General features: G+C 56.9%; 16 protein-coding genes. 14 read left to right on the forward strand and 2 right to left on the reverse strand.

Translation table 11 applies throughout. The annotated features are described in order from the left end of the window. Positions 1-65 precede the first annotated feature (65 nt). From fabD to ABNF92_RS18265, 10 genes are all read left to right on the forward strand, one after another. Positions 66-1,004, forward strand: coding sequence for an ACP S-malonyltransferase (gene fabD / locus ABNF92_RS18220; protein WP_291906953.1), 939 nt, complete (start codon positions 66-68; stop codon positions 1,002-1,004). A gap of 18 nt (positions 1,005-1,022) precedes the next feature. After that, the gene (fabG, locus tag ABNF92_RS18225; protein WP_069183278.1) at positions 1,023-1,766 is read left to right on the forward strand and encodes a 3-oxoacyl-ACP reductase FabG; all 744 of its coding nucleotides are present in this window, start codon (positions 1,023-1,025) and stop codon (positions 1,764-1,766) included. Between the two features lie 134 nt (positions 1,767-1,900). Further along, positions 1,901-2,134: an acyl carrier protein gene (acpP, locus tag ABNF92_RS18230; RefSeq protein WP_008174976.1), complete on the forward strand. Its 234-nt coding sequence runs from the start codon at positions 1,901-1,903 to the stop codon at positions 2,132-2,134. A gap of 130 nt (positions 2,135-2,264) precedes the next feature. Then, a complete protein-coding gene (fabF, locus tag ABNF92_RS18235; protein WP_209396942.1) occupies positions 2,265-3,512 on the forward strand; it encodes a beta-ketoacyl-ACP synthase II in 1,248 nt (415 codons plus the stop codon). Positions 3,513-3,520: 8 nt separating this feature from the next. After that, positions 3,521-4,339, forward strand: coding sequence for an aminodeoxychorismate lyase (gene pabC, locus ABNF92_RS18240; RefSeq protein ID WP_349342940.1), 819 nt, complete (start codon positions 3,521-3,523; stop codon positions 4,337-4,339). A 5-nt stretch (positions 4,340-4,344) separates the two neighbouring features. Further along, positions 4,345-5,409, forward strand: a complete 1,065-nt coding sequence (gene mltG, locus ABNF92_RS18245; protein WP_069183281.1) for an endolytic transglycosylase MltG — start codon at positions 4,345-4,347, stop codon at positions 5,407-5,409. Next, complete coding sequence (gene tmk / locus ABNF92_RS18250) at positions 5,406-6,038, forward strand: dTMP kinase (RefSeq protein ID WP_136631974.1); 633 nt, start codon at positions 5,406-5,408, stop codon at positions 6,036-6,038. The genes mltG and tmk overlap by 4 nt, the downstream gene beginning before the upstream one ends. Before the next feature lie 113 nt (positions 6,039-6,151). Further along, positions 6,152-6,931, forward strand: a complete 780-nt coding sequence (locus ABNF92_RS18255) for an AraC family transcriptional regulator (RefSeq protein WP_349342941.1) — start codon at positions 6,152-6,154, stop codon at positions 6,929-6,931. A gap of 291 nt (positions 6,932-7,222) precedes the next feature. After that, positions 7,223-8,713, forward strand: a complete 1,491-nt coding sequence (gene putP, locus ABNF92_RS18260) for a sodium/proline symporter PutP (protein ID WP_222464765.1) — start codon at positions 7,223-7,225, stop codon at positions 8,711-8,713. Positions 8,714-8,838: 125 nt separating this feature from the next. After that, positions 8,839-9,585 carry a sulfite exporter TauE/SafE family protein gene (locus tag ABNF92_RS18265; protein WP_153633564.1) on the forward strand — a complete coding sequence of 249 codons (747 nt, stop codon included), beginning with the start codon at positions 8,839-8,841 and terminating at the stop codon, positions 9,583-9,585. A 90-nt stretch (positions 9,586-9,675) separates the two neighbouring features. Here the strand turns inward: ABNF92_RS18265 and ABNF92_RS18270 are convergent, their stop codons facing one another. Then, on the reverse strand, positions 9,676-12,270 hold the full coding sequence (locus ABNF92_RS18270; RefSeq protein ID WP_069183680.1) for a bifunctional aconitate hydratase 2/2-methylisocitrate dehydratase: 2,595 nt from the start codon (positions 12,268-12,270) through the stop codon (positions 9,676-9,678). 257 nt (positions 12,271-12,527) lie between these two features. Here ABNF92_RS18270 and miaE point away from each other — a divergent pair, with 257 nt between their 5' ends. Continuing rightward, entirely contained in the window at positions 12,528-13,136 is a 609-nt protein-coding gene (miaE, locus tag ABNF92_RS18275; protein WP_349342942.1) for a tRNA isopentenyl-2-thiomethyl-A-37 hydroxylase MiaE, read from the forward strand. Here the strand turns inward: miaE and ABNF92_RS18280 are convergent. Further along, positions 13,128-14,012 (reverse strand): LysR substrate-binding domain-containing protein, encoded by an 885-nt coding sequence (locus ABNF92_RS18280; RefSeq protein WP_349342943.1) that lies wholly within the window; start codon positions 14,010-14,012, stop codon positions 13,128-13,130. The two genes, miaE and ABNF92_RS18280, sit on opposite strands and share 9 nt — an antisense overlap. A gap of 145 nt (positions 14,013-14,157) precedes the next feature. Between ABNF92_RS18280 and ABNF92_RS18285 the strand changes: the two genes are divergently transcribed. The 3 genes from ABNF92_RS18285 (at position 14,158) to ABNF92_RS18295 (ending at position 17,081) form a co-directional block, all read left to right on the forward strand. Next, complete coding sequence (locus tag ABNF92_RS18285) at positions 14,158-14,928, forward strand: ferredoxin--NADP reductase (protein WP_069183288.1); 771 nt, start codon at positions 14,158-14,160, stop codon at positions 14,926-14,928. Positions 14,929-15,039: 111 nt separating this feature from the next. Then, complete coding sequence (locus ABNF92_RS18290) at positions 15,040-16,620, forward strand: PQQ-dependent sugar dehydrogenase (RefSeq protein ID WP_349342944.1); 1,581 nt, start codon at positions 15,040-15,042, stop codon at positions 16,618-16,620. A gap of 68 nt (positions 16,621-16,688) precedes the next feature. Continuing rightward, positions 16,689-17,081 carry a thioesterase family protein gene (locus ABNF92_RS18295; protein WP_136631969.1) on the forward strand — a complete coding sequence of 131 codons (393 nt, stop codon included), beginning with the start codon at positions 16,689-16,691 and terminating at the stop codon, positions 17,079-17,081. Positions 17,082-17,096 lie beyond the last annotated feature (15 nt).

Below are 17,096 nucleotides of genomic sequence, written 5' to 3' on the forward strand. Positions count from 1 at the left end.
AATTGGCCTAACTTGTACTATTGGCTAATCTCACGTAACCACCCAATGACGATAAGATCCCGCTTATGAAATCAGCCTTTATTTTTCCAGGACAAGGGTCGCAATCGGTGGGTATGCTTTCAGCAGCCGCTGAAGCTTGGCCCATTATCGATAGAACCTTTTCCGAAGCCTCCAATGTTCTCGGCTATGACCTCTGGGATCTCTGCCAGAAGGGGCCTGCGGAGGAATTGAATAAAACCATGGTGACGCAGCCTGCGCTCCTGACTGCCAGTATTGCCCTCTGGCGGCAGTGGTTTGTTGCCGGCGGTGGTTCTCCCGATTTTCTCGCCGGTCACAGTCTGGGAGAGTACAGCGCCCTGGTGGCGGCAGAGAGCCTCGATTTTGTTGAAGCGGTCAAACTGGTTCGCCTGCGTGGTGAGCTCATGCAGGACGCTGTGCCGGCCGGAGAAGGGAAGATGGCAGCCATCCTTGGTCTTGAGGATGATGCCGTTGTGGCCGCCTGTCAGGATGCGGCGCAGGGCGATGTGGTATCTGCGGTAAACTTTAATGCCCCTGGTCAGGTGGTTATTGCTGGCTCGGCAGCCGCAGTCGATCGGGCTATTGAAGCCTGCAAGCAAAAAGGCGCGAAGAAGGCCATGCCATTGCCTGTAAGCGTGCCATCCCATTGCGCACTCATGAAAGGCGCTGCTGAAGAGTTGGCCAAAGCCCTGGAAGATGTGCGTTTTAATGATGCTGTCATCCCGGTCATACAAAATGTTAACGCTGCCGCCGAGACCGAATCCGCTACACTGAAGTCCAATCTGCTCAAGCAGCTTTATTCACCGGTACTATGGACGGATTCTGTACGTACTCTTGTTGCCAATGGTGTTGAGGTCGCTGTTGAATGCGGCACCGGCAAAGTGCTGGCGGGACTTGCCAAACGCATCGACCGGACTTTGGCCGTACACGGTATCGAAGATCCGGACTCGCTGACTAAGGCGCTGGACGCCTTCGGTCAGTCCTGAAACGAAAGGGAGTTATTCATGTCTCTGGAAGGTAAAACTGCACTGGTAACCGGTGCGACCCGTGGCATTGGCCAGGCGATTGCCCGTGCGCTGGCCGAGCAGGGCGCTGAAGTTGTTGGCACCGCAACCAGCGAGGCCGGTGCCGAGTCCATCACCAAAGACCTCCAGTCGGCCGGTTTCAAAGGCTATGGCATGGTCATGAACGTTGCAGATCCTGCCAGCATTGAATCAGGCCTCAAGGCGCTGACGGAGAAGTCAGGTGCGCCTCTGATTCTGGTCAACAATGCCGGTATTACCCGCGACAACCTGCTGATGCGTTTGAAAGACGAGGACTGGGCGTCGGTTCTGGAAACCAACCTGTCCAGCGTCTACCGCACCAGCAAGGCTGTTCTGCGCGGCATGGCCAAGGCGAAATGGGGTCGGATCATTAACATCAGTTCCGTGGTTGCCGGCATGGGCAATCCGGGGCAGGGCAATTATTGCGCTGCCAAGGCCGGCGTTGAAGGATTCACCCGAAGCCTGGCCAAAGAAATGTCGAATCGGGGTATCACCGCGAATTGCGTGGCTCCGGGATTTATTGACACTGATATGACAAAAAAACTGGACGACAAGCAGCGCGAGGCTATGCTGGAAATCATACCCGCGGGTCGTCTGGGTGAGCCGGAAGAGGTGGCCGCCGTGGTCGCCTTCCTGGCATCCGATGCAGCCGGTTACGTGACGGGTGAAACCATCAACGTGAACGGCGGAATGTACATGGGATAAACCCCCTGTGGGGGTCTGTGCGCAACTCCTTGTCGCACAACATGTTTATCAGAATCCCTGCTTGTTTGCAGGTAGGGTTTAAACTAAACTGGCAGCACTTGAGTTGCTTGGTTGACACACAAAGTGAGGACATTATGAGTACAGTTGAAGAGCGCGTGAAGAAGATCGTTTGTGAACAGTTGGGCGTTAAAGAGTCCGAAGTTCAGAACTCATCTTCTTTTGTAGAGGATCTTGGCGCTGACTCACTGGACACCGTTGAGCTGGTTATGGCACTGGAAGAGGAATTCGAAACCGAGATCCCTGACGAGGAAGCCGAGAAGCTGACAAGTGTTCAGGACGCGATCGACTACATCGTCGCGCACACCTGATACTCTGCATTTAAGAAAGCCAGGCAAAAAGCCGTCCTTGTGAAACAGCGAGGGACGGCTTTTTTATTGGCTGAAAATCAGGTTCAATCTGCGTTCAGATTCATTCGGACAAGATCAGGTGTAACAGGTTATGACTAAACGGCGAGTTGTCATCACAGGCATGGGCATGCTGTCTCCGGTCGGCAATAGCGTGGAGTCGTCCTGGCAAGCCATCCAGGCCGGACGTAGCGGGATTGGTATGATCGACCGCTTTGACGCATCGGCGTACAACACACGGATTGGAGGGGCCATCCGGGATCTGGATATGGAGCCCTACCTGTCCCCCAAGGATGCTCGGAAACTCGACGCCTTTATCCATTACGGCCTGATTGCCGCCCAACAGGCGGTGGACGACAGTGGCCTCGAATCTTTTGACAGGCTTGACCGCGAGCGCGTCGGTATTGCCATTGGCTCTGGCATCGGTGGCCTCGAGTACATCGAGAAAAGCGTTCTTACCATGGACAAGTCCGGTCCTCGAAAGGTTTCCCCGTTTTTCGTGCCGGCCTCTGTTATCAACATGATCTCCGGTAATGCTGCCATCCGCTTTGGCTATCGCGGTCCGAACATTGCGATTGTCACCGCCTGCACCACCGGCACCCACAACATTGGCTACGCTGCCCGTACGATTGCTTACGGTGACGCCGAAGTCATGCTGGCTGGTGGGTCTGAAATGGCGACCACGCGAACCGGCATGGCTGCCTTCTCCGCCGCCCGGGCCCTGTCCACGCGAAACGATGAGCCGGAAAAGGCCAGTCGACCGTGGGATAAAGATCGGGACGGCTTCGTACTCAGTGACGGTGCCGGCGTGGTGGTTCTTGAGGAACTTGAGCACGCGAAACAGCGGGGCGCCACGATCTACGGCGAGGTGGTCGGCTTTGGCATGAGCGATGATGCCCACCACATCACCGCGCCGCCGGAGGATGGCGAGGGCGCGGCCCGTTCCATGGCCAATGCCGTGCGTGACGCTGGCCTCGACGCCGACGAGATTGACTATATCAACGCCCACGGCACCTCCACCCAGGTCGGAGACGTCGCCGAAGTGGCTGCTGTTCGGAGAGTATTCGGCGCACATGCTGAAAAGCTGGCCATGAGCAGTACCAAATCAATGACCGGGCACCTTCTTGGCGCAGCCGGTGCTGTTGAGGCGATCTTCTCGGTACTGGCCATACGCGATGGCGTGCTGCCGCCCACCATCAATCTGGATAATCCTGATGAAGGATGCGATCTGGATCTTGTGGCCCACAAGAGTCGTCAGGCCGATGTTCGAGTGGCGCTGTCCAACTCGTTCGGATTCGGTGGTACCAACGGAACCCTGATTTTCCGTCGCTACGAAGGCTGACACTCGTCGTGTTTCGTCTTTACTGGGCAGATGAGGGCGGCCTGCCTGCCGGTGATCGTGGTCTGGCCTATGGTGACGGGCTGTTCGAAACTATCCGGATGTCCAAGCACAGGGGTGTACTTTTATCCCGCCACCTGGAGCGAATGGTTCGTGACGCCGCGCGCCTTGGAATCGAGGTTTCCCGGAAGGAACTCGCCAACGTTTGCGTCGAGGCGGCGCAACGTTTCGCTGATCGTTTCAATTCGGAAGACTGGGTTCTGAAACTGACGCTGACCCGCGGCAGTGGCGGGCGAGGGTATCGCCCGGACCCTGGCATGGAGCCTAACCTGATGGTTTCTGCCTCACCTTTGCCACCTGTGCCTGATCCAGCCGGTGTTGCGGTTGATGTCTCCAAAGTGCCGTTGACCGTTAATCCATTGCTGGCGGGGATCAAGTCTTTGAACCGGATAGAACAGGTCCTGGCGGCCTCTGATCTCGGGCCTTCTCTATTCGAGGTGATCATGGCGGACCGCGACGGCAATCTGGTCGAAGGCACCCGCACCAATCTTCTGCTTCGCCGGGGTGGTTGCTGGGTGACACCGCCAGCATCGAGCCTGGCGGTTGCCGGTGTGCTCAGACAGTGGCTTCTGGAGCGTCTCAGGCAAAGAGGGGATACGGTGACAGAGCGTCCAGTAACAGTAAACGATGTGCTTGGTCCAGATTGCCAGGGACTGTTTCTGCTCAACAGCGTGCTGGGTATTGTTCCGGTTCGCACTATCGCCGGTCATGATTTGCCTGTCGATGGCGGACTTGCGACAATCTTCAATCCTCTCGAAACACTGGAATAAATCGTTTGCTCAAGAAGTTATTGCTTGCGTGCGTTTGTGTCGCCGTCCTTGCCTCGGCAGGAACCGGTCTCTGGGTGTGGCAGGGTCTGCAAGGCCTGAACAAGCCGGTGATGCTCGAAGAGCCGCTGCTTTTTAACGTTCCCCAGGGCAGTTCTTTTATTGAAGTAGTTGGCCGACTTGAGTCTAAAGGACTGGTTTCAGACCGGTTGTGGCTCAGGCTCTATGGTCGGCTTGAGCCTGGACAAACCAGGATCAAGGCTGGCGAGTACGAATTTGTCGACGGCATGAGCCCCAGGGACATGATCGGTGCCATGGTGTCCGGCGATACCAAACACTGGTATGTGCAGTTTATCGAGGGTTGGACATTCAAGGATATGCGAGCAGCACTGGCCCGGGCCGAGCGGCTGGAGAAAGTGACCGGCCAGTGGACCACTGAGCAGATCATGGCGGCTGTTGGCGCCGAAGGCGAGCATCCCGAGGGTCGGTTCTTTCCCGATACCTACGCTTTCACCAGTAGCGAATCGGATCTTGATCTTCTGAAGCGGGCCTTCAACCGGATGGAAACCGTATTGGCCGAAGAGTGGGCAGCGCGGGAAGAAGGGCTCCCTTACGACACTCCCTATGAAGCTTTGATCATGGCCTCGATCGTGGAGCGCGAAACCGGGGCGCCCCATGAGCGGGATCAGGTTGCGGGCGTATTTGTTCGTCGTCTTCAGAAGGGGATGCGGCTGCAAACCGATCCCACGGTCATTTACGGCATGGGTGACAGCTATCAGGGCAGGATTGGTCGTAAGGATCTGCGTACCTATACGCCTTACAACACATACCGAATCAATGGATTACCTCCCACGCCCATAGCCCTCCCGGGGCGTGAATCCATTCACGCAGCGCTACACCCGGACAAAGGCGATGCACTTTACTTCGTCGCCCGGGGTGATGGCACCCACAAGTTCTCTCGCACACTCTCGGAGCACCAGAAGGCGGTGCGAGAGTTTCAGCTAAACCGACGTGAGGATTACCGTTCCTCGCCGGCGCCACAGGATGCCGATTCTGATGAGGATGCCGGATGAAGTCGCGGGGACAGTTCATAACATTTGAGGGCACCGAGGGCGTTGGCAAGTCGACCCAGTTGACCAACGCCGCCAGCACACTGGATCAGATGGGTCTTGATTATATTGTTACCCGTGAGCCAGGAGGCACGCCCATGGCTGAGGCCATCCGCGAGCTCCTACTGGCACCCCGGGACGAGCCGGTGAATGAAATTACCGAGCTGCTGCTGATGTTCGCGGCCAGAGCGCAGCATCTCCACACGCGGATCCTTCCAGCGTTGGAGCGAGGCCAGTGGGTCCTGTGCGACCGTTTTACCGATGCGACCTTTGCCTATCAGGGTGGTGGTCGGGGCGTTCCCGAAGAACGAATCGCCTTGCTTGAAACCCTTGTTCAGGGTGACATTCGTCCGGACCACGTTATCGTTCTGGATGCCCCCGTGGACACAGGCATGGCCCGAGCTCGCAAGCGGGGTGAACTGGATCGCTTTGAACAGGAAGATCTGGATTTTTTCCAGCGAATAAGGGATGCCTATCTTGCCAGGGCGACGGCACAGCCCGCCAGGTATCACGTGATTGATGCCGCTCGTCCGCTCTCAGAGGTGTCTGATCAGGTGTCGGGCCTTTTGAACCGGTGGGTCAATGGTCAATAGTTTCAAGTCCGACAAATGCTCTGGTTTTGCCGCCGTTTTTGTTCCATTCGTGCACTTTCTGTAATGTTCTGCTTTAATTGAGGAACATTCTCAGTTAAACGCTGGCAGTTTTAATGGTTAACGCGAAACTTCTGAAGCTTCCCACGGCCGCGCATCAGCACTGGCATGAGCACCACCAGATTGTCATCGGGGTGCGTGGAGAAGCCGAGTTGAGCGTTGATGGAGCAGGGGCCTACCTGGACACCTGGCGGGCTTATCTGGTGCCTACGGAGGCCCGACACGATTATCGTGGTAATGACAAGAACCATGTTCTGGTCATCAATCTGGATCCGCTTGCACCCGCCGTTAATTCTCCGGCTCACGCCGACTATGAGCGCATGATGCGGGTCTTTGAAAAGCCGCGAACCTTGCAGATGGATAGTCGCCTGCACGGTCTTGTCCAGTTCGCCGCTGGCGAGTTTGATCGCGCGCCCAATCATGTAACGCTCCAGCAGCACCTGGCTTCAAGCATTCTTTACTGCATGGCTGACCGGATCACGGATGGCCAGTCCTTCACGTCAAACCGGAATGCGATCAGCCCTGATGCAATCCGCCGCTTCATCCTCAGAAATCTCCATAAGAAGATCACCGTTGAAGACATGGCTGGAGAGGTTTGCCTCAGTGTCAGCCGGTTCCATGAGGTGTTCAGGGACCTGGCAGGCATAACGCCGCACCAGTTTCTGTTACAGACGCGCCTGGATCAGGCGGCGCACCTTCTCGCAACAACGACCCTTACGGTGTCTGAAATCAGTTATCGAACCGGTTTCTCGTCGCAAAGCGCGCTGACAAATGCCTTGCGGAAATACAAGGGGACCACGCCGTCACGATTACAGGTTGGCGAGAGTGTGGCCTGATTTGGCCCCTCAGTTCATTAGTCCCGTAGGATTGTGCAAAAGAATCGTAGGATTTCGTAAGCCTGAAATCCGCACTAATACTAACTTATAGCGACTGAAGCCCGGTGCGGGGTGAGAGTCGCAAATGCCCTTTGCGCACTCAGGTTCAGGGAATTACCACAAGGAAAAATCCCTGCTTCAATTGAGATGGAATTCGGGAACAAAAGAAGAATAGTGCAGCGAGTTGGCAGAAGGTCAGCCATGTGCTTTGCGAGCGGATCTATTCCGACTCATTAAACCGGAGGAGCCCTTATGGCTATTGGTGTTTGGATCAGTCTATTTGCTTACTTTGCGCTCATGATCGCCATTGGCGTTTATGCCATGCGCAGAGCTACCTCTTCATCCGAGGACTATATGTTGGGCGGTCGAGCCCTCAGTCCGAAGGTTGCTGCGCTTTCAGCCGGCGCTTCTGATATGAGTGGCTGGTTGCTTCTGGGGCTGCCAGGGGCGCTTTTTGCTTCCGGTCTCGGATCGGCCTGGATCGGTATTGGCCTGCTCGTGGGGGCATTCTTTAACTGGACGCTGGTTGCGCCACGGCTTCGTGAGCAGACCGTTCACTACGGAAATGCCATTACCATTCCATCGTTCCTGGCGAACCGCTTCCCGACGCAGGCACTTTCCCTCAGAACAGTATCTGCGATCGTCATTGTTATCTTTTTCGCAGTGTACACGGCGTCAGGTCTGGTTGCCGGTGGCAAGCTGTTCGAAAGCGCGTTCTCCGGGATTTTCAACTTCGGTGGCTTGAGTGATTACGCAGTTGGTATCGTCATCACCCTGGGTGTGGTTTTGGCCTATACCGTGGTAGGTGGTTTCCTGGCCGTGAGCATGACGGACTTTGTGCAGGGCTGCATCATGATGCTGGCGCTGGTGATTATGCCGGCCGTTGTGCTGTTTGGCGAAGGTGGCGGTGGTTTTGCCCAGGCGTCACAAACTTTGAATGAAGTCGATCCGACACTGCTGTCCTGGACGGAAGGCCTGACCTTCATAGGTTGGCTGTCTGCGGTTACCTGGGGTTTGGGTTACTTTGGTCAGCCCCATATCATCGTGCGTTTTATGGCCATCCGTACCCTGAAGGATGTGCCGGTTGCCCGGAACATCGGCATGAGCTGGATGCTGATCTCCCTGATCGGTGCGATCTCACTGGGTGTCTTTGGTCGCGCCTACGCCATTCGCAATGGTATGGACATCCAGGATCCTGAGACCATCTTTATCATTCTGTCCGATATGCTGTTCCATCCCCTGATTACTGGCTTCCTGTATGCAGCCTTGTTGGCGGCGGTTATGAGTACAATTTCCAGTCAGCTGCTGGTGTCTTCCTCCTCGCTGACAGAAGACTTCTATCGCCTGTTCCTGCGTAAGGAAGCAACCGATAAGGAATGCGTGAATATTGGTCGGGTGTGCGTTGTCCTCGTCGGTCTCGTCGCAGCCTTCATCGCCTCCGACCCGGACTCTCAGGTTCTTGCGCTGGTTGCCAACGCCTGGGCAGGCTTTGGTGCTGCATTCGGCCCGCTGATCATCCTGTCGCTGATGTGGCCGCGCACCAATGGTGCGGGAGCGATTGCGGGTATGGTTGTCGGTGCCGCCACGGTCATTATCTGGATCTCCTTGGGCTGGAACGGCTCGTTCATGGGTGGCCCGGGTGTCTATGAAATTATTCCGGGCTTCATTGCGGCGTTCATCGCAATCCTGGTAGTGAGCTCGGTAACCGCCGATGCCGGTGAGTACCAGCACATCGAACGGTAAAAAAACGCTTGAAAAGCGTTATCAGAAGTGAAAAGGGCTCCTTCGGGAGTCCTTTTTTTAGTCATAATGATTCCTTATCGAGGGGTCTACTGTCGTATCCCCCAAGCTTGGATGGAGCGCGCTGAGTGACTGTTCTGGAAATCGGGGCTTTGCTGACGATCGGCGGCATTGCCGGTTTTATTAATGTTCTCTCAGCCGGCGGTTCCATGCTGACCCTGCCCCTGTTGATGTTTCTCGGTCTGCCGCCCCAGGTGGCCAACGGCACGAACCGGGTGGCGATAACCTTGCAGAGTGTCACTGCGGTAGGCAGCTTCTACCGCATGGGGCATGGCAACCTTGTTGTCAGCCTGCACCTGGCGATTCCAGCGGTTCTGGGCTCCCTTGTGGGTGCCTGGGTCGCTACCTGGGTTTCCGATACGGTGTTCGAATGGGTGCTCGTGGCGGCCATGATTTGCGCCTCTGTCTTCATGCTGTTGCCGCAGCCCGTTCTCAATACCCGTCCGTTGACGCCTGAGCGCCTGGGTCCGGCTGTCTACCTGGCGATGTTCGTGGTTGGCATGTACGGCGGATTCATTCAGGTTGGTGTCGGAGTGCTTTTCCTTGTGGTGCTTTACCACATGCTCAAGATCGACCTGCGCCAGGTGAACGTTCTCAAGGTCTCGATCGTGCTGCCATTTACTTTTGCAGCACTGGTAGTGTTCGCCCTTAACGATCAGGTGCGCTGGGGCGTGGGCCTGACCCTGGCACTGGGCAACGTTACCGGTGCGTTTATCGCTACCCGGGTCAATATGAGCAAACGCGGCGCACGTTGGATCAAGGGGATTACCCTCGTTATGGTGGCTGCGATTCTGGTGAGGCTTATTATCGACTGAGTATGTGGGCGTCCCGGGTATGTAAGCAGGCATAAAAAACGCCAGCCCGAGGGCTGGCGTTTTTGTGGAGCTAGACCTGAAGGTCAGCGCTTAGGCAACGTTCGCCTCGGCAGCCTTCTTGGTGTAGTTCTCCATCTGGTCGAAGTTGAGATACTTGTAGATCTCTTTCGACATGCTGTTCAGGTCCTTGGCGTACTCCATGTACTCCGCAGGGGAGGGGAGTTTGCCCAGAACCGCACCCACAGCTGCCAGTTCCGCAGAGGTCAGGTACACGTTGGCACCATCACCGAGGCGGTTCGGGAAGTTACGGGTGGACGTGGACAGAACCGTCGACTTCGGTGCTACACGCGCCTGGTTACCCATGCACAGGGAGCAGCCCGGCATTTCGGTGCGAACACCGGCAGTGCCGTAGGTGTTGAAGTAGCCTTCTTCCATCAGCTGGGCCTGATCCATCTTGGTCGGCGGAGACATCCACAGGCGGGTGCTCAGCGGACCCTTGTGCTGTTCAAGTAGCTTACCAGCGGCACGGAAGTGACCGATGTTGGTCATGCAGGAACCGATGAAGACTTCGTCCACCTTGTCGCCTGCCACTTCGGACAGGAACTTGGCGTCGTCCGGGTCGTTCGGGCAGCATACGATCGGCTCTTTGATGTCAGCCAGGTCGATCTCGATAACGTGGGCGTACTCGGCATCTTTGTCGGCACGCATCAGCTTCGGATCAGCCAGCCACTCTTCCATCTGCTGGGCGCGACGCTCCAGGGTACGCGGGTCGCCGTAACCTTCGGCAATCATCCAGCGCAGCATGGTGATGTTGGAGCGCAGGTACTCGGCTACGGAGTCTTCAGACAGGTTGATGGTACAACCGGCTGCGGAGCGCTCGGCAGAGGCATCAGACAGTTCGAACGCCTGCTCAACGGTCAGGTGCTCAAGGCCTTCGATTTCCAGGATGCGACCGGAGAACTCGTTGATCTTGCCTTTCTTCTCAACGGTCAGCATGCCCTGCTTGATGCCGTACAGCGGAATGGCGTGTACCAGGTCGCGCAGGGTGATGCCGGGCTGCATTTCGCCCTTGAAGCGAACCAGAACAGACTCCGGCATATCCAGCGGCATTACGCCGGTGGCAGCGGCAAACGCAACCAGGCCGGAACCGGCCGGGAAGGAGATGCCCATCGGGAAACGGGTGTGGGAGTCACCACCGGTGCCGACGGTGTCCGGCAGCAGCATGCGGTTCAGCCAGGAGTGGATGATGCCGTCGCCCGGGCGCAGGGAAACACCGCCACGGGTGCGGATGAAGTCCGGCATGGTGTGCTGCATTTCCACGTCAACCGGCTTCGGGTAGGCAGCGGTGTGACAGAAGGACTGCATAACCAGATCAGCCTGGAAGCCCAGACATGCCAGATCTTTCAGCTCGTCCCGGGTCATCGGGCCGGTGGTGTCCTGGGAACCTACGGTGGTCATGTGCGGCTCGCAGTAGGTGTTCGGACGAACGCCTTTGCCTTCTTCCAGGCCACAGGCCTTACCGACCATCTTCTGGGCCAGGGTGAAGCCCTTGGTGCCGGCTTCGGGATCTTTCGGCAGGCGGAACAGGTCGGTCGCGCCCATGCCCAGTGCTGTACGAGCCTTGGCAGTCAGGCCACGGCCAATGATCAGGGGGATACGGCCGCCGGCCTGAACTTCGTCCAGGATCACATCAGACTTGAACTTGAACTCGGAGATGGTTTCACCGGCTTCGTTCAGGATCTTGCCTTCGTACGGACGGATCTCGATCACGTCGCCCATGTTCATGTTGTCAACGGGAGCCTCGAAAACCAGGGCGCCGGCATCTTCCATGGTGTTGAAGAAGATCGGAGCAACCTTGTTACCGATACAGACACCACCGGCACGCTTGTTGGGCACGCCCGGGATGTCTTCACCGAAGAACCACAGAACAGAGTTGGTGGCGGACTTACGGGAAGAACCGGTACCGACAACATCACCAACAAAGGCAACGGGCAGGCCCTTGGACTTGATTTCGTCGATCTGGCTCATGGGGCCGGTAACGCCGGGCTCTTCCGGCTTCAGGCCGTCGCGCTCCATTTTGTAGGCAGCGCGGGCGTGCAGCGGGATGTCGGGGCGTGACCAGGCGTCCGGAGCCGGTGACAGATCGTCGGTGTTGGTTTCGCCAGTAACCTTGAACACCACCATCTTGGTGCTCTCGGGTACCTTCTTCTTGTTGGTGAACCACTCGCCGTTGGCCCAGGATTCAATGACTGCCTTGGCAACGGGGTTGCCTGCGTCCATCTTTTCCTTCACGTCGTTGAAGGCGTCGAACATCAGCAGGGTACGCTTGAGCTGCTCACCGGCCAGTTCGGCCAGTTCGGAGTCATCCAGAAGGTCGACCAGAGTCGCGATGTTATAGCCACCCTGCATCATGCCCAGCAGCTTGACCGCTGTCTGCTTGTCCAGCAGCGGAGAAGACGCTTCGCCTTTCACAATGGCGGTCAGGAAAGCGGCCTTCACGTAGGCGGCTTCATCCACACCTGGCGGCACACGGTTTTCCAGGAGATACACCAGGGTATCTTCCTCGCCGGCCGGCGGGTTTTTCAGCAGATCGACCAGAGCAGCGGTTTGCTCGGCGTTCAGGGGCTTGGGAGGAATACCCAGAGCTTCACGTTCAGCAACGTGTTCACGATAGGCTTCTAACACGATATGGACCCTCATCAGTTGGAATGTCCCGCGCCGTTGGCTTCATGCCTTGGCGGGCGGTTTTTGGCGGAAAGGCCGCAGGAGCCTCTGAATAATGCCTCAAATCACCGATGGGGTTTCAGGGTTTATTCAGAGACTCCTCAATCTGGCGCTGCATTCTATAGGAAACCCCTTATAAAGTTAAGTTGGACAGAGGTCGGAGGAATCTGTTAAGTGCGATATACTCGCCCGCCGCCAATTAACCAATGTGCTTAGCCATGAACGACGCCCTGCAAGAGATTCACAACTTCCTGCCGTGCCGGACCCCGCAACAATGGATCGACAACGCCCTGGCGAATCAGGATCTGATGCTGATTGATCACGCCCACTGCGAGAAAAAGGCCGCCTCCACAGCGCTGAGTTTGATGTACCGTTATGTCGACAACACCGACCTGTTGAACAAGATGTCCCGGCTGGCCCGTGAGGAGCTGAGGCATTTCGAGCAGGTGCTGGCGATCATGAAAAAGCGGGGCGTGGAGTATTGTCACCTGACGCCGGCCCGCTACGCTGCCGGTTTGAGACAGGCAGTTCGCACCGAAGATCCCGGACGTCTGGTGGATGTATTGATCGTGGGCGCAATCATCGAGGCGCGCTCCTGTGAGCGGTTTGCTGCCCTGGCGCCATTTCTGGATGAGAAGCTGGCGGACTTCTACACCAGCCTGCTGAAATCCGAAGCCCGCCATTATCAGGATTACCTCGCGCTGGCCGAGCAGGCTGCAGGTGGGCCGATTGAGGCGCGCGTGGGGGATTTTCTGGCGCTTGAGAAAGCATTGGTTGAAGAGCCGGATACGGAGTTCCGGTTCCACAGTGGGCCGGTTTCAGCGTAACTGCCGGCAGAGCTCTATCCAGGCGTCAATGCCGGCGCTGCGGTATTTCTGCTTGTGCAGGATAAAGTAGAACTGCCGATCGAATCGCCGGTGTTCGGGCACGGTCAGTGGTACCAGGCTGCCTCGCTTGAAGGCATCGGCCAGCACCACTTCAGACAGGCAGCCAATGCCCAGGTCTGCTTCTACCGCCCGCTTGATGGCTTCCGTATGTTCAAGTTCCAGCAGGACGTTCAGGTCCGGCAGCAGCCCGTGCATGCCACGTTCAAAGCTCTGACGGGTTCCTGACCCTGGCTCCCGCATGATCCAGGTGGCGCTGCGCAGGTCCTCGTCGGAGAGAGAGTTCTTGCCGGCAAGAGGATGGCTCGGAGAGCAGAACACCACCAGTTCATCACCTCGCCAGGGCAACACATCCAGCTCAGGTGACTGTAATTCGCCTTCAATCAACCCGATGTCCAACTCAAAGTCCTTGACTCGTCTGGCAATGGTGCTTGTGTTGGCCACTTCCAGAGAGACTCTGGGGTGTGTAGGGGTATTCATGTATTGGGCCATGACACCCACGGCCAGATAGTTTCCGATAGTAAGCGTGGCACCTACTTTGAGCGCACCCACTTCCGTGTGCTTGCTGAAGGCCTGTTCCAGTTCGTTCGCCTGGGCCAAGACGGCTTCCACCTTGGGGCGGTAAAGTCGCCCGAGTTCGTTTAACTGAAGCCGTTTGCCAACGCGATCGAAGAGCTGGATATCGAACTGATTCTCCAGTTCTTTAAGTGCACTACTGGCTGCTGACTGCGACATGGCCAGCGATTCGGCGGCCCGGGTAATGTTCTGGAAGTGTGCCGCTGCAAGGAAAACCTCCAGCTGTCGGAAACTGTATTTCATAACTTTTCGCTCTTAATCGGTTTACTCGAATAAGGTTATGAGAATATCCCATTTTCCCGATAGGTTAGTGCCGGGTTAGACTGAGCGCAATCCAAAGTTAAATCATTCGCCTTAAAACAGCGTATCGAACAGGCAAGAGGTTTACATGAGCAACCTGATCAAAGAGAAAGTTACCAGCGTCCATCACTGGAACGATACCCTGTTCAGCTTCACCACAAGCCGTGATCCGGGCTTTCGTTTCAAAAACGGTCATTTCGTCATGATCGGTCTGGAGACCGAGGGCAAGCCGCTGATGCGCGCCTACAGTATTGCCAGTGCGAACTACGAGGAAGAGCTTGAGTTCTTCTCGATCAAGGTGCAGGACGGCCCACTCACATCCCGTCTACAGAAGATTCAGGTGGGCGACGAAATTCTGGTAAGCCGCAAACCAACGGGTACCCTGATTCTGGATAACCTGCTGCCGGGCAAGAACCTCTGGCTGATCAGCACCGGTACCGGGCTTGCCCCCTTCATGAGCATCATCAAGGATCCAGAGGTTTACGAGGCCTTCGATAAGGTGATCCTGACCCATGGCGTTCGTTACGTGTCCGAGCTGGCCTATCAGAAGGAAATTGAGGAATTGCCGGAGAACGAATACTTCGGCGAAATGGTCAAGGGCAAGCTGGTTTACTATCCCACCGTCACTCGCGAAGAGTTCCGCAACCGGGGCCGGCTGACCGATGCCATGGAAACCGGGAAGATTACCCGTGATCTGGACTTGCCGGACTTCGATCCGGAAAACGATCGGTTCATGATCTGCGGCAGCCCGAGCATGCTCAAGGACACCTGCGCCATCCTGAACAATATGGGTTTCAAGGAAGCCCGGGGCGGCGACATGGGGCATTACGTGATTGAACGGGCCTTTGTGGAGCAGTAAATGTGCAGGGTGAACCTGCCGCCAAAAAGCCGGAGCGTGATGCTCCGGCTTTTTTGTGTTTGTATCTGACAGAATGGTTCGTATAAAGGGTAAAACTCCGGAGGCGACAGGATGGCTGGCACACACAAAAACAAAAGAAACCTGGTGAGCTTTGTCATTGCGCTCGTGGTCGGTGTCGTTATCGGGACCCTGGTGCAGACTCAGCTCAACCTGCTGGCGCTTCAGGAATTGGGGGTTCAGATCGACGCCAAGGCACGACTCTCCGCCACGATTCATGACCTGGGATCCTTCGCGCCTGTCTACGGGATCCTCTTTGGAGTGAGTTTCCTGGTTTCCCAGATGACTGCGGCAGGCCTTGCCCGTCTGGTGGGGCCGGGTTCGCGATCTCCGCTTTTTGTGTTGGCGGGAGGCGCCGGTTTGTGGGTTGCGTTTGCAACTGTCAACGCACTCTTGCCAATGCCGACGCTCGTTGCGGCAACCCGAACCACCGGTGGACTGTTCGCAATGCTGCTGACAGCGGCATTCGCCGGTTGGCTCTTTGCCCGTTTGACGGAACCTCGCAGAGCAGCGACCGGCGGCTTCTCAGTTCCCGTTGTCGCGGTCTGCTTTCTGACCGTTGGCCTTGGTTGGCAGTCGGGGCCGGTTGAGGCCGAGTCTGCCGACGGCTATTCCGTTGAAACCCTGGTGTCGGGCCTTGAACATCCCTGGTCCCTGGCATTTCTCCCAGACGGTGGCGCCCTGGTAACCGAGCGGGCAGGGCGACTGCGGCGAATCGCCGCTAATTGGGCCTTGAGCGAGCAGCCGATTACGGGAGTGCCGCCGGTTTACAATGATGCCCAGGCTGGCCTTTTTGATGTCCTGCTGTCGCCAGACTTCGAGATCAACCGGGAGGTTTTTCTCGCCTATGCCTGCGGCACCGCCTCTGCGAATCACCTTTGCGTTGCCCGGGGTCGGTTGCAGGGGTCCGCGCTGACGGATGTTGTCGAGATATTCCGGGCTCAACCCGCCAAACAGGGAAGTGCGCACTATGGCGGCCGTATGGCCTGGCTTCCCGATGGTACGTTGATTGTGACTCTGGGCGACGGTTTCGACTACCGTGAGCAGGCGCAGAACCTCTCCAGTCATCTGGGCAAAATTGTCCGCCTTCATGCGGATGGCTCCGCCCCCGCGGATAATCCCTTCGTCGGCCAGGAAGGCGCTCTACCAGAAATCTACAGTTACGGGCACCGCAACGTTCAGGGGCTGGTCTACGATTCCGTTGAGGGCCTGCTGATCGCCCATGAACACGGCCCGCGCGGTGGGGATGAGATTAACCTGATAGAGCCGGGAAAAAACTATGGCTGGCCGGTGATCACTCACGGCATAGACTACACCGGTGCAATGATCACGCCCTTTGTTGAACGGGAGGGTATGGAGCAACCTCTGCTGCACTGGACGCCTTCTATCGCGCCCTCAGGGATGACCCGCTACCGGGGCGAACTGTTTCCGGGCTGGCAGGGTGACCTGCTAGTCGGAGCGCTGGCGGAGAAAAGTCTGCACAGGGTGAGGCTCTCCGGACGGCAAGCAAGCGACGTGGAAACGATGCTCCATGAGCGTGGCGAGAGGATTCGGGATGTTGCCACCGGACCTGAGGGCGCAGTGTATCTGCTTACCGACAGCGCCGACGGGCAGCTTCTGCGTATCGTTCCTTAGTCGGAGATCTGGGTTGTTTGCGTGTGGCCGGTGTATAGTAGGCGGTTTTCAGAAAAGGGGAAGCCACCATGTTTCATCTGGAACTGGAACCACGTTTCAGCGATACCGATGCCCTTGGGCATATCAGCAATACCAGTCTGCCAGTCTGGTTCGAGCAGGCCAGAACGCCGGTTTTCCGGATTTTCCATCCCACCCTTGAGGCGGAGACCTGGCCGCTGATCATTGCGCGCCTGGAAATCGACCTGTTGGCCCAGAGCTACTGGCATATTCCGGTCAAGATCAAAACGGGTATCGGCAAAATCGGCAATTCCTCGTTCCATGTGGTTCAGGAAGCCTGGCAGGGCGATAAGCAGATAGCGCGGGGCGTCGCCGTGCTGATCCATTTTGACTATGAAACAGAGAAAGCCTTGCCGATTCCAGAGGACATCAAAGCAAGACTGGCCGAACATGCTGTAGAGTGATCGCTAGCAATTTTG

The sequence above is a fragment of the Marinobacter sp. MMG032 genome (assembly GCF_040112695.1).
GTDB lineage: Bacteria > Pseudomonadota > Gammaproteobacteria > Pseudomonadales > Oleiphilaceae > Marinobacter > Marinobacter salsuginis.

Bases quoted from the DNA above. Each gene is read 5' to 3' on its own strand.
- fabD (WP_291906953.1), top strand. From the start codon at position 66: ATGAAATCAGCCTTTATTTTTCCAGGACAAGGGTCGCAATCGGTGGGT.
- fabG (WP_069183278.1), top strand. From the start codon at position 1,023: ATGTCTCTGGAAGGTAAAACTGCACTGGTAACCGGTGCGACCCGTGGC.
- acpP (WP_008174976.1), top strand. From the start codon at position 1,901: ATGAGTACAGTTGAAGAGCGCGTGAAGAAGATCGTTTGTGAACAGTTG.
- fabF (WP_209396942.1), top strand. From the start codon at position 2,265: ATGACTAAACGGCGAGTTGTCATCACAGGCATGGGCATGCTGTCTCCG.
- tmk (WP_136631974.1), top strand. From the start codon at position 5,406: ATGAAGTCGCGGGGACAGTTCATAACATTTGAGGGCACCGAGGGCGTT.
- ABNF92_RS18255 (WP_349342941.1), top strand. From the start codon at position 6,152: ATGGTTAACGCGAAACTTCTGAAGCTTCCCACGGCCGCGCATCAGCAC.
- putP (WP_222464765.1), top strand. From the start codon at position 7,223: ATGGCTATTGGTGTTTGGATCAGTCTATTTGCTTACTTTGCGCTCATG.
- miaE (WP_349342942.1), top strand. From the start codon at position 12,528: ATGAACGACGCCCTGCAAGAGATTCACAACTTCCTGCCGTGCCGGACC.
- ABNF92_RS18280 (WP_349342943.1), bottom strand. From the start codon at position 14,012: ATGAAATACAGTTTCCGACAGCTGGAGGTTTTCCTTGCAGCGGCACAC.
- ABNF92_RS18285 (WP_069183288.1), top strand. From the start codon at position 14,158: ATGAGCAACCTGATCAAAGAGAAAGTTACCAGCGTCCATCACTGGAAC.
- ABNF92_RS18290 (WP_349342944.1), top strand. From the start codon at position 15,040: ATGGCTGGCACACACAAAAACAAAAGAAACCTGGTGAGCTTTGTCATT.
- ABNF92_RS18295 (WP_136631969.1), top strand. From the start codon at position 16,689: ATGTTTCATCTGGAACTGGAACCACGTTTCAGCGATACCGATGCCCTT.